Here is a 12,583-nt window from a genome sequence, read left to right on the forward strand (position 1 = left end):
CCCCGGGGGCGTCCATACACGGGACATTGGCGACAACAATTCCCCAATGAGAGAAAGGACTCTGAGATGGGATGGCTGTTCTACACCGACGGCCGCGTCAAATCCTACGCGGATGAGAAAGCGGAAATTGCCCGGCTCTGCACCTTTGAGGGCGACACGCGCAAAACTGAACTGGTCAAGGCCTGCAAGGTTGGCTCCACCTGGTATGCAGCGGCTAGGGTTACCAATCGCGACGGCACCCCTGTCGAGGACGCGACCTATGTCACCGATCCTGACGGCTCGATCACTTTCGCCGCCGTATTCCTTACCCGATATGATGACGGCTGCTGGGGCTACAAGGACATGGAGGAAAGCGCGGGACCGGTCGAATCCCGCGCGCCACTGAGCCTATTGGCCCTGCTGTCCGAGCTGAAAGACCCAGACAGCTATGCTCATGCCTGGCGCCAGCGCTGCCAGGACTGGGCTGCGATCCCGGACTACGAGGAAGGCGACAAGATCAAGCTCGCCACCCCTGTGACGCTCACCGATGGCAGTACCTGCCAGATTGTCACCGCGACCCACTACAGGCGTGGGCGGCAAAAGCGCCGCTGCTACCGCATCGAGGAAACTGGTGGGCTCGTACGCCTGTCGAAGGCCTCGCTTGCGGGCTCGGAGCTGCTCAGCTCCACGAAAGGTGCGGCTAGCCCGGTGCTGGCGGAGTTCCTGGCGGGGCGAAATTAGGTCCTGCGCCGGACGGTTCATCGACCTGCCCGGCGACAGCAGATGCTGCGGCTTGTCTTGACAAGGCAATGCAAATGCATTACCTATCGCGGGCAGCAAAGCCCCTTTTCTTCAGGAGACTGCCATGACAGCCCTCGCACAAGATGTCTCGAAACTCACGGATCGGTATCAGACGACCGTGCCGGCGGGTGTGCGCAAACAGCTCAAGCTGGGCAAGGGCGACCAGATTCGTTACTGCACCGAGCCGAGTGGCAGGGTCTATATCGAGCCCGTGCGCAGCGACGAGGAAGATCCCGTGCTCGGAGCCTTTCTCGATTTTGTCGAGGCCGATATCAAGGCGCATCCGGACCGCATTCGGGCTTTCGATGGGGCTTTGCATGACCGTCTTGCAGCACTGGTCGGAGACGTTGATGTCGATCTCGATGCGCCGCTATCGCTCGAGGATGAATGAGCGGCGATAGCGTGCCCGCCCAAGCGCCCCTTGTCGTGAATGGATGGTCGATTTATGCGCACCCACTCTTTCTGGACCAGCTCGAAGGGCTGGTCGAGGAGGTAGAGGCGCGTAAGGCTCGCGATCCCAAGACCTGGCACAAGAAAAACCCGACGAAACGGCTGGCCGCCATCTTCAAGCTGGTCACCGAGGCCATACCTGCAGATCCGGGTGCCGCCGCCTTCCGGCAAGGCGGCACACTCGGCGATCACCGCAAGCACTGGTTCCGGGCGAAATTCTTCCAGCAGTATCGGCTGTTCTACCGGTTCAACAGCGATGCGAAGGTCATCGTGGTGGCATGGGTGAACGACGACAAGACCCTGCGCGCCTATGGCAGCAAGACGGATGCCTATGCGACGTTCAAAGGGATGCTGGAAGATGGCAACCCACCTGACAATTTCGACGCGCTCTTGAAAGAAGCTGCAGCGGGAGGCAAGCGGTTCGAGAAATCCCTTGAAGCGGTGCCCGATCGGTAAGTGGGCCAGCTTGCTATGACCCTTTGGCATTATCATTTACGACGCCACGCTCGAAGATGTAGCATCGGCTGATAATGCGGTCGGAGAAAGCACAATGAATGAGACGGAAAAGGATAGGCAGCACCTCGGTCTAGAGGAGCAATGCGCGCCTGACCTGACGGGGCACCGTTTCCCAATTGCTGTGCGCGTTGCAGACATGCCCGATGACCTCGGCAAGCTGCTGGATATCGGGCTCGAGGAGCATTTCCGTGGCCGCTGAAGCGAATTCTTATGACACGTGGTTTTGCGCGCAGGTGCAGGCCGCGCTGGAGGATGCACGCTCGGGAACATCTCAGGTTCAGGTGATGCAGGCCGCACAGGCATTGATTGATGCGAAGCGGCAGGTCGAACCCAAGTCCTGACCAAGCCTTTGAGGTCGGCGCGGTCTGACTACGTCACCCTGAAAAGCGAAAGCGGGCTTTTTGTCCTTTGGAACTCAGACCCTGATCCAAAGGAAAATCCCCATGTCCAAACCCAGAACGGCCAACCCGGCTCTCGCAATCTCCGAAGCCGATCTCGCCTCTGCCCTCGCGCAAATCGGCACGGAGGTCGATGACCAGCCCCTGCGCAGTTCAGCGCTCGCGCGTATCATGCGCGAGACGTTTCATGGCAGCGATGCCGGTGGCGCCTGGGACTGGCGCATGGCCTATGACATGATGCAGGCAGCGGCTGTCCAGGTGCTGCTGCGTGGGAACGGCGCGGCAGGTGACACCGCCGCTGCAAGGCTACTTGCCTCACGGCTCCTGACGGAAACCCGCCGGTCAGAGCAGCAGATCCGGCTACAGCAGTTTTCCACGCCGCTGCCATTCGCGGCGCTGGTTTTGCGGGCCGCGGCGATCCGCAAGGGCGAGACCGTTCTGGAGCCCTCGGCTGGCACCGGTGCCCTGGCTGCTTTCGCCGCCCGGGCCGGTGCCACGCTTCTGCTCAACGAGATCGACCCCTTTCGCCAGCGCCTCCTGCGCGCGGTTTTCGGCGGCGAGGTCACAGGCCATGACGGCGAGCATATCGATGATCTGCTGCAGACGCCGGTTCTACCCGAGGTCGTGGTGATGAACCCGCCCTTCGCCTCCTCGGTCGATCGCTCCCGAGACAAGCACATCGCCGCCAAGCATCTCATCGCGGCTGCAAAGCGCCTGGCACCCGGCGGGCGGCTGGTGGCGATCATGCCGCCGGGATTCACGCCCGAACGCGATGCCGCGCATTGGTCCCGCGCCTGCGGTCTCCTGACGCCGCGATTGGCGCTGACGATGCCGGGACAGGTCTATCGCAAGCTCGGCACCTCTGTCGAAACCCAGCTGATGGTCTTCGACAAGGTGCAGGAGGACGGCGAAATGTTCCGCGCCAGTGTCCGGGACTTGGATGAAGCCCTTCCTTTTGTCGACGCAGTTGCCGCGACCCGGCCCGAGATGCGCCCCGTCCAACGGGCTGAAGCGATCCCTCATGCGCGACCGATCGTTCCATCATCTGCCCCGCGCAAGACCGCTGCTGCGCCTGTCGCCGCCTCCAAATCTCGGGCCAATGCCGTTGTCCCGCTCACTTTCAAGAGCCTCGATATCCCGCGCGACAACACGCCCATCTCGGACATCTATGCGCGCTACCGTCCGCAGCGGATCGAGATCGCGGGTGCGCAAGAACATCCCACGCCGCTCGTCGAGAGCATCGCCATGGCCTCGGTTGCCCCGCCCATGCCCTCAAACACGGGCAGTGATGACTTGCGCCTGCCCGCACGGTTGATCGAGGAGGGACATCTCTCCGAGGCGCAGCTGGAAACCATCATCATGGCGCATGACGCCCATGGGCGCGACCTGCCGGGTCGGTTCGCGATCGATGACGACCAGACCAAGCTGACGCGCGCCGATGATGATCCAGACGCACGTGCCTATCGCCTTGGCTATTTCCTCGGCGACGGCACCGGTTGCGGCAAGGGGCGCGAATGCGCGGGGCTCATTCTCGTGAACTGGCTGGCCGGGCGCAGAAAGGCGATCTGGGTTTCCAAATCCGCCACGCTCATCGAGGACGCCATCCGCGACTGGACCGATCTCGGCGGCTCGCCAGCCGACATCCAGCCGCTCTCAAAATGGAAACCGGATCAGCCCGTCCCGATGGGCGACGGTATCCTCTTCGTCACCTACGCCACGCTGCGGTCCGCGGGCAAATGTGGCACCACGCGACTGAGCCAGACCCTCGACTGGATGGGCGAAGACTTCGACGGCGTACTGGCCTTTGATGAGGCCCATGCCATGCAGAACGCGGCCGGGTCCGAGCAGGGCAGGGGGGTCAAACCCTCCCAGCAGGGCCTTGCAGGCCTGCGGCTGCAACTGGCAGCACCCCGCGCTCGCGTCTTCTACATTTCGGCCACGGGTGCCACGAGCGTGCACAACCTGGCCTATGCCGCGCGTCTTGGTCTCTGGGGGCAGGGGCCGGAATACCCCTTCCCAAGCCGCGAGAGCTTCGTTTCTGCGATGGAAGCTGGCGGTGTCGCCGCCATGGAGGTGGTCGCGCGCGATCTCAAGACGCTCGGCCTCTACACGGCCCGCGCCCTCAGCTTCGATGGCGTGGAGTATGACGTGCTCGAACACGCGCTCACCCCGGCCCAGATCGAGATCTACGACGCCTATGCGGGAGCCTTTCGCACAATCCACCACAATCTCGAAGCCGCTTTGACAGCCACCGGCGTCAACGATGCCTCGGGAGAGACCAATGCCTCGGCAGCACGCGCCTCGGCCAAGTCCCGCTTCGAGAGCACAAAGCAGCGTTTCTTCAATCATCTGCTGATGGGCATGAAGGCCCCGACCATCATCCACGCCATCGCGGACGATCTGGCGGCAGGCAAGGCTTGCGTCATCCAGGTGGTCTCGACGGGTGAGAGCCTGTTGAAGCGTCGGCTTGAGACGATGGACCCGGAGGATGAACTCGTCGAGGGTGCCTTGACGCCACGCGACTATGTTCTCGCCTACCTCGAACAGGCTTTTCCGATCCATGCCCAAAAGCTCGTGGAGATCGACGGCAACATGGTGGCTGAGCCGCTTCGGGATGAAACTGGCGCGCTGGTCGTCTCGCGCGAGGCGCTCGCTCTGCGTGACGCGGCCATGATGGAGTTGATGACGCTGGCGCCGATCCCCTCGGCGCTGGATCAGATCCTCTGGGCCTTTGGCGACGAGGCCGTGGCAGAAGTCACGGGGCGGTCCATCCGACCCCTCAAGGCCGAGGATGGTCATCTCTTCATCGAAAAGCGCGCCGCCAGCAGCAATTCATCCGAAACCCAAGCCTTCATGGACGGTGATAAGGATATCCTTATCTTCTCCGATGCGGGCGGTACGGGCCGGTCGTATCATGCGGCGCAAACGGCGAAGAACCAGAAACGGCGGCGGCACTACCTGCTGGAGCCCGGCTGGCGCGCCGATGCGGCCATCCAGGGGCTCGGCCGCACGCATCGCTCTGCCCAAGTCAGCGCGCCCTTCTTCCGGGTCTGCACCTCGGATGTGCATGGCGAAAAGCGTTTCACCTCGACTATAGCCAAGCGCCTCGACCAGCTGGGGGCCTTGACCAAGGGTCAGCGCGAGACCGGCTCGCAAGGCATGTTCCGCGAGGAGGACAATCTCGAAAGCCCGATCGCGCGAGCGGCGCTGCGTGGGTATTTCGCCGATCTTGCCGCCGGGCGCGCTGAGGCGATGAGCTACGAGAGCTTCACCGACTGGACCGCCCTGCGGCTGATCGACAAGGACGGGGTGCTCCTTGAGGAGCTTCCCCCGATCCAGCGGTTTCTCAACCGGGTGCTTGCCCTTCCCATCCACATGCAGAACGCACTCTTTGCCGAGTTCATGCGCCGGATTGCCGATCAGACGGAACGGGCGCGCGCGGCGGGCACGCTCGATCTCGGCGTGGAAACCCTACGCGGCGACAAGATAGAACAGGTCTCCACCGAGGATCTCTGGACCTGCCCGAAATCCGGCGCCGTGACGCGGATTATCGGGCTGGAGGTCACCGACCCAGTGTATGTGCTGGACGCCGAAGAGGCCATGTCGCGCAATCCCGACAAGTTACCGATGGTCAATCGCGCCTCCGGTCGCGCGGCGCTCATCTCGGCGCGCCCCATGCAGATGTATGACGAGGATATTGTCACACTGATGCGCAAGGCGGTGCGGCCAAACGGGTCTAGCTATCTCGAAGAGGCTCGGTTCACGTCTTCGGCCTGGGAAGACATCGACAGGCCCGAGTTTGCAAAGCTTTGGGATGCCGAGGCAGCGTCCCTGCCAAAAACCACCACAACCAAGCTCTACCTGCTGACCGGGCTGCTGTTGCCGATCTGGAAGGACATCCCGACCACGAATGAACGCATCTACCGCGTCACGCCGGACGGGGCGACCGCCATGATCGGGCGCACGCTGAGCGAGGAAGGGGCGGCCGCGCTGCGCGCCAGCTTCCTCGTTTCTAACCCGCAAACGCCACAGGAGATGCTGACTGCGGCTCTTGGCACCACCACGCCGGTCGATCTGGGCCGGGGTCTGACGCTGACCCGTCGCCGGGTCGCAGGCGAGATGCGCCTTGAGCTGGGCGGTGCGGACAAGGGCATGATCGAAGGCCTCAAGGCCATGGGGTGTTTCACCGAGATCATTGCCTTCCAGCTGCGGGTGTTCCTGCCGCATGGGGACGGGATCGACACGGTCAGCATTCTGGCCCGGATTGTGGGGCAGGGAACCAGCAACGCGGCAGACCAAGCCGCCTGAAAAGCCAAAGCGGGCTTTGGGTCGGGCGTCGCGGATCGGGATTTGGCCGGTCTGCGCTTTCCGGGCGCGCGCTGACCAATGCGACGCCTGGCCCCCCAACTTCTGATAAGAGGACAGACCCATGACCAATCCCCAGATCGACTATGCCGCAATGGCGGCTCAGTGGCGCGCCGAGCACGAAACCACCCTGAAAGCAACCCGAGCGGAACTGATCGTGCAATTGCGCGCGCTTGGCATCAACGAGGTCACCGCCGAATACGAAGGCTATGGCGACTCCGGCAATGTCGAGGACGTGAATGTGCAGCCTGCGGAGGTCCAACTGCCGGAAGCGCTTGTCACCGCCGTGGGCGATTTCGCCTGGTCACTCGCCTATCACCATCATCCGGGGTTCGAGAACAACGAGGGCGGCTACGGCACGCTGACCTGGGACTTGCGCAACGACAGCATCACGCTCGATCATGCGGACCGCTACGTTGAATGCTCGCACAGCTATGACGACGGGCTTTGAGATGGCCCATCCGCTTCATCATGCTGAAAGCTCTGCCCGGAAATTCGGTGGGGTGCCATCTGACTATCAGGACATCCACGACTGGTTCGACGCCTCGAAAGAACACCTCGCCCTCTTCACGCACCGCGCCTTGCGTCATCATGCTCAAGGCCTGTTCGAGGCCGAACGTGTCTTCGGTCTGACCCTGACCAATAGCGCGGGTCGGGACATCCCCGTGCGCTGGATCGGCGAGCAGCATGTCCGCGAAGACTGCCAGGGCCGCATTCCGAGCATGGCGGACTGGCTGCGACGGATACAGCCTGAGCCATGGATGGCCAATGGCCATATCGAGCAGCACCTCAGCGGGGAGCCCTGCGGCGATCCAAGGGTTGCTTGGGCATTCGAGGTGGCCGCCGGAAGAACGGTTCTCGGCCTGAAAGATTGGATGGCGGCGCGCGCGACGCAAGCCACGCAAAGCGCCTGACAGCTCTCGGTCGTTTGCCAAACGAATGCTGCATAGAAGCCCGGTCGGAAGATCAGGCTTCTTGCGTCGTTTCCCCAGCAATCTTTTTGAGGAGGATCACATGACATTCGAAGACATCAAGGCGGCCGTCGATGCCGGTCAGACCGTGCACTGGGCCAATACCGGCTACGTTGTCCACAAGGACCGGCTCGGTCAGTACCTCATCACCTTTGTGCCGAACGGTAGCTGCATCGGCCTGACCGACCGGAGCGGGCACCGGTTGAACGGAAAAGAGGCGGAGTTCTTCATCGCGCAATCGAAGGACAGCGCGGAAAATCCGGGTAGCCAATCAAGACCAGACGGGCAGGGGAGGGGCGCAGCACCCGAACGCGCGGGGGCATGCCCACTCGGACGGCAGCTCTGACCCGTGGGCGGGGCTGAAAGGAAAGCAAGCTTTCTGGTTTGTGATCCCAGGAGGGGTCGAGAAAGCAATCCCGGATGCGCTGGCAAGAACGTCAGGCACCGGCCAATCCAAAAGGAACCATCCCATGTTCGCAGGAACCCTCACCCGCAATGTCGAGACCGCCGCCGCCGAATACACCGGCATGATCCACTCGACGCGATTTGACATCGCCATCCAGCTTGAGGCACGGGCCAAGATGTCCGCGCGCAGTCCGGATTACGACGTGACGGCCGTCAACAAATCGGGCCGCAAGGTCCGCATCGGCACGGCCTGGAACGAGACGGGCAATACCAGCGGAAACCCCTATATCTCGATGCAGATCGATGTGGGCCTCGGCCCGTTCCGGGTCAACGCGGTGCAGACGAAAGAGGCGCGCGCGGCCCAGAGCGGCGAATTCGAGATCATCCCGTTGGTCTCGAACGGTCTGATGAAATCCGGCTCGATCTCGGGCGAGCTGACCGCTATGGACGCCGACAACGCCTTCACCGGCTACATCGCCAACATGATGTTCGATCTGGAGTTCATCCTGATCGAGAACAGCTACAAAACCGAGGAGACCCACCCCGATTACCGGATCGAGGTCAGCTCGCCCCGGGGCACACCGATCCGCGTCGGCTCGGCGTGGATGGCCAAAAGCAGCCGCACGGGCAATGACTACCTGACGCTGCTGATCAACACGCCTTACGGTGACCTGCGCGTCAACGCCGTGCAGAACGAAGAGCAGCGCGGCGGGCAGACCTTCTCGATCATCCCGTTCATCGACAGCGGTGAGCAGCCACAGGACGCAGGCGCAGGGCTGTCGCTGGTCGCGTGACCAACGCGCGAGATTAGACGATCCGCACCGAAAGGGGAGCCGTGGGATCACGGTTCCCCTCTTACAATGTCCATTTGCATGAAAGTAAGGTCAGTTAGTGATTTGCCAGGCGCGTTCAGGTTGCGAACGGCCCCAAAACATAAGATGGCGGCAGCCCTTAGAACGGCCTGCCCCGCGTCCGAACACACACCCGAAAACAGCCCGGTCAAATATAGTACTTGAATGGCTGCGGTCCGCCCTCCCGCGCCGAACCCATCACAAGGATGTCTCCGACCATCTTTGCGAAGCGGACTGTTACCGGCAACCCATCGTTGAAGTTGCACGAGTTGTAGTTGATCTTTGTCAGTCCCATGATGTCAGCAAGTACCGTCCGCATCTCTGGCTTATGATGCTTTGAGCGCAGGATCGTCACCATAAGCGGGTTGGGTGTTTCAGGCCCGATATACGTATCCAGCTGCGGGACGTAGCCGCTCGTCCAAAGATAGGCGTTCTTCTCGTCTAAACTTAGAGCCGTTCCTCTGATCACGGGGTAGTCGCCTGCACGGAAGAGCTTTGCGTCACCACCCGTAGGTCTGATCCGTACACCGACGACGTTCGTCCCCTTCGGAGCCGCCTGACAGAAGGCCTGCCACTCCTCGTCGTTGAATGACGCCTGCCCATGGATGAAGAGTTCCTTGGGCGGCTCGGAGTGCAGATCCCGGTACGCTTCTATCACAGTCTCTAGAAGTTCTTTCGCGGCGTCAGCGTTTAGATGGTATTCGTACTTGCCGGTCTTCCAAGGGCCATTCGCGCCGCGGAACACCACGCCATCGCCTTCACTCAAAAACATCTGCGCCGCGCAGCAGACGTGATTATCGCGGTTGTTTGGGAGGTTCTTGTAGACCATCCCGATGTAGCATACTCCTTCGCGCACGTTCGACAGCCGCCAGGGTGGACGGTCCTGTGTCTTATAGTAAAGCCCCGTCGCGATGTTCCACGCCACTGTCGCAGGGTCTTGGGTGGTTCGCTTCGGATAGCCCGCACTGTTGAGGAACGCTGTCGGCTCAAGGGTCGACTCGCGCAGGATCTGAGAGGGCGCGATCGAGAGCAAAGTCGCCTTGATGTGCCTACGGAAGTCGGGAATGTCGTCAAACACGTCCTCAATGCGCGGATCGAACCGTTCGTCCATGAAAAGGAACGACTGGGGTGACCTTGCGCGCTGCTTCTTGGGCGTTTTTCCAGCGACCAGGGTCAAACCGGTCCGCCTCGATTCCGGACGGCAGCGCTCGTAGACTATCTCGGGCACGACGAACATCCATACATCAATCGAACCCTCCTCGTTGCGCCTGAACTTGTGGACGCGCTCAGTGTAGATACGGGCGACCGCATCGACGGCCTCGTGCATGTTCTGCACCCTGGTCGCCCGCTCGATGGCGTCAAACTCGACCGTCAGGGACCTGAGCCGATCTGGATCGAAAGTAATGCCGAATGTCTCTTCGAGCCCGGCGAAATCCGCGAGATGAAGACGGTCCTTCTTCTCCGTCGGCCCCGGAGGCGGCACCGGTATCCCGGAAAGCAGCCGGCGGCTCCAAGATCGGAAGTGTCCGATCCCGTCCGACGTTCCCACAACCCCAATTCGGACTTCTCGAAGCTTCCGAGGGCCGTCATGAGGTCCATAGAGAAACAGGCCGTCCTTTGGGTGGTGGCTCCTCTGGTCATGGCGGAAGTCGAGTTCTGGCTCATCGAAGTGATCTACGATCAAGCTTGCTTCGGGAAACCTCATTTACCGTCTCCTTCGGGCTCAGCATCGTCGTCGTCAGCCTCTGGCCGCCCGAGCGTGCTTTCGTCCTGCTCCTCGGCATCCGGGTCGCCCACGTCAGGAAGAGCTGTACTGACCGGCGACGTGAAGAGAAGGGGCTCAGAGGAAAGAAGCATGTCCTGGCCTGGAGCCAGCGGAACCCGAATGTAGGCTGAGTCACCCGACATGATCTGAAGGAATGCCAGAAGCCGTCCGTGCCATTGCTTGTTGCGCCAACCCTTGCAGCCCGATCTGCGAAGGCGATGCATCTTCTTCGGATCATCTATGCGTTCGCCCTGCTCCGTATTGTTATCCATCGCGAAAAGGACGCGCGCTTTCAGACGGAAGTGCCAGAAAGGCCAGTTTCGGGGAATCGCCGTCACCCCATAGGACCAAACATGCTTTCGGGCGATGTTGCGCAGCATCGACGACCGGCGCTCACCTTGTCGCCCCCAGGGCACCCGCTCACCAATCGCGACCTGGTTAGGGGACACATGGAAACCATCGCCGTTGGAATACGCATAGGCGACCATGCCAATATTCCTGCAGTGCCGTTCCCATCCATCGCGCAACAGGCCCGTGAGCATGTTCGACAGATCACGTCCCGCGACGCCTATCTCAGGCATACCCTTTTCTACCGCATCGACAACCGGCACAGAAGTCCGTAGGCGCAACTTCGCTACGCCTTCGAGGCTTTCCCCAACATCAGGGGGCGCAGCGAAGGTGATCACGCCTCGCTCATGCGCGACGGCGGGAAACGACAGCCCTCGCACCCGCCTCTTGAGGACGTCGGTCTGGACCGCTCCTGCCGCCTCGTAGAAGTGGAGTTCATCGGGCATTTCCAAGATCTGAATCCAATTCGAGACCAAGGACTCTGGCTCGCGCACTAGCGGAACAGCACCACGCTTGCGGAAGCTGTCCCATTGAGCTGCGACCGCGATGTGCTCGCGTCGGCGCGTTACGCCTTGGCGACGCAGCGTCTCCAGAAGCTTCGAAAGCCCTTCTGCCCAACCCCGCGCGAAATCGGCAGGCGTCGCATCGCGGAGGCCATCAATCTTGGCCCCCTCCTCGATCCGTAACGGGATAATCAGGCGAGTGTCGCCAAAACTTGCAGCAAGCGTTTTCGCCCTGTCGATCAGGTCCATCGCGTCGTCGTTGGCGCGGGTGGCCGCGCCCGCCACTGCCAGAACCTTCGCAGCGCGGTGCTCCAACGCCACTCCAATCTCCTTGTGCCATCTGTCTCCAGGCTCGAGAGTCAGGATCTCGGAAAAAACGCGATATCCGTGCGCTTCGAGCTTTGGACCGAGCCAAAGGATGAAGTGATCGTGGTCGGGGCGCGCTCCGACAAGGAACAGGGTATCCCGTTGCGTTTCCGCCTCTGACTCCACCTTTCCGCCGATCCCTGGCTTTGGAAGCAACGCTCGAAGGACCGAAGGAGGCTTCAGGTGGCCCTCGCGCTCATCCAGCGTCTCATGAAGCATTCGCTTCAGCGTACGCCCGCTCGCGGGGATCCATAACTTGGGATGAGCTTCCTCGATGTCAGGATGCGCGCGCAGCAATGCCTCAAGATCCTCGCGCCCGAAGATGTTTCCCGGAGATCGAATGGCGGGGCCGCAAATCTCCACGAGGTCCTGCTTCCTTTGTGGGGTCATCGCTACGGACGTTGACAGGATGTAGCGATCGGGCGCCAACTGATCGATCTTCGCGCGCTCCTTCGACATTTCACGCTTCAAAGCTGAGATAGCAGATCTCTCGTATCTCTTAGCTTGTAGGATCGTCAGGCTTTGCGCCTCCGGCGCGTGGCGTCCATCTATTCCACCATCAGCTCCTTCGCCGAATTGCTCGAAGCGGATACCAAGAGCGCGCCCGATAAGGTCGGCTGAAAGCGCCTCGAACTCGGAGGGCGATAAGGCAGAGAAATCGGCAGGCATAATATCTATATATCGCCGTCCAGTCCGGATTACACCCAAGACTTACCTCACAGACATGCCGATTTGGTATTTTACAGAGAATCTAGAGCACAGGTACGATGTGTCGCCGCGAAGGTCGGCTTTCTGTCCATGTCGCATGCTCTGATAGGAACTTAGTATAGTTGGCAGGGGAGTTTCCTGTACATCAACCTTGGTT

The 12,583-nt window shown here is 61.4% G+C and carries 12 protein-coding genes; 10 read left to right on the plus strand and 2 right to left on the minus strand.

Features of this window, described 5'->3' with window-relative positions:
* Positions 1 to 66 precede the first annotated feature (66 nt).
* The 10 genes from D6860_RS14370 (at position 67) to D6860_RS14410 (ending at position 8,679) form a co-directional block, all read left to right on the plus strand.
* Entirely contained in the window at positions 67 to 720 is a 654-nt protein-coding gene (locus D6860_RS14370) for a DUF6927 domain-containing protein (RefSeq protein ID WP_028288610.1), read from the plus strand.
* 124 nt (positions 721 to 844) lie between these two features.
* Entirely contained in the window at positions 845 to 1,171 is a 327-nt protein-coding gene (locus tag D6860_RS14375; RefSeq protein WP_005668772.1) for a type II toxin-antitoxin system PrlF family antitoxin, read from the plus strand.
* Positions 1,168 to 1,686 (plus strand): type II toxin-antitoxin system YhaV family toxin, encoded by a 519-nt coding sequence (locus tag D6860_RS14380; protein ID WP_076625726.1) that lies wholly within the window; start codon positions 1,168 to 1,170, stop codon positions 1,684 to 1,686. The genes D6860_RS14375 and D6860_RS14380 overlap by 4 nt, the downstream gene beginning before the upstream one ends.
* A 94-nt stretch (positions 1,687 to 1,780) precedes the next feature.
* Positions 1,781 to 1,945 carry a hypothetical protein gene (locus tag D6860_RS25275; RefSeq protein WP_009819683.1) on the plus strand — a complete coding sequence of 55 codons (165 nt, stop codon included), beginning with the start codon at positions 1,781 to 1,783 and terminating at the stop codon, positions 1,943 to 1,945.
* Positions 1,935 to 2,087 carry an antitoxin PaaA2 family protein gene (locus D6860_RS14385; RefSeq protein ID WP_043754116.1) on the plus strand — a complete coding sequence of 51 codons (153 nt, stop codon included), beginning with the start codon at positions 1,935 to 1,937 and terminating at the stop codon, positions 2,085 to 2,087. Before D6860_RS25275 ends, D6860_RS14385 begins: the two co-directional genes overlap by 11 nt.
* A gap of 102 nt (positions 2,088 to 2,189) precedes the next feature.
* Positions 2,190 to 6,452, plus strand: a complete 4,263-nt coding sequence (locus D6860_RS14390) for a strawberry notch family protein (RefSeq protein ID WP_076625727.1) — start codon at positions 2,190 to 2,192, stop codon at positions 6,450 to 6,452.
* A 121-nt stretch (positions 6,453 to 6,573) separates the two neighbouring features.
* A complete protein-coding gene (locus D6860_RS14395) occupies positions 6,574 to 6,960 on the plus strand; it encodes a DUF6878 family protein (RefSeq protein ID WP_076625728.1) in 387 nt (128 codons plus the stop codon).
* Position 6,961: 1 nt separating this feature from the next.
* Complete coding sequence (locus D6860_RS14400) at positions 6,962 to 7,423, plus strand: DUF6915 family protein (protein ID WP_028288607.1); 462 nt, start codon at positions 6,962 to 6,964, stop codon at positions 7,421 to 7,423.
* 100 nt (positions 7,424 to 7,523) lie between these two features.
* Entirely contained in the window at positions 7,524 to 7,826 is a 303-nt protein-coding gene (locus tag D6860_RS14405) for a hypothetical protein (protein ID WP_028288606.1), read from the plus strand.
* A 124-nt stretch (positions 7,827 to 7,950) separates the two neighbouring features.
* On the plus strand, positions 7,951 to 8,679 hold the full coding sequence (locus D6860_RS14410) for a DUF736 family protein (protein WP_076625729.1): 729 nt from the start codon (positions 7,951 to 7,953) through the stop codon (positions 8,677 to 8,679).
* A 205-nt stretch (positions 8,680 to 8,884) separates the two neighbouring features.
* On the opposite strand, the gene D6860_RS14415 is transcribed toward D6860_RS14410, so the two are convergent.
* Positions 8,885 to 10,441 (minus strand): argonaute/piwi family protein, encoded by a 1,557-nt coding sequence (locus D6860_RS14415; RefSeq protein ID WP_043754109.1) that lies wholly within the window; start codon positions 10,439 to 10,441, stop codon positions 8,885 to 8,887.
* A complete protein-coding gene (locus D6860_RS14420) occupies positions 10,438 to 12,387 on the minus strand; it encodes a TIR domain-containing protein (protein WP_043754103.1) in 1,950 nt (649 codons plus the stop codon). The genes D6860_RS14415 and D6860_RS14420 overlap by 4 nt, the downstream gene beginning before the upstream one ends.
* Between the last annotated feature and the right edge of the window lie 196 nt (positions 12,388 to 12,583).

This window comes from Salipiger sp. D13 (assembly GCF_003703915.1).
In the GTDB taxonomy this organism is placed as follows: Bacteria; Pseudomonadota; Alphaproteobacteria; order Rhodobacterales; family Rhodobacteraceae; genus Salipiger; species Salipiger profundus.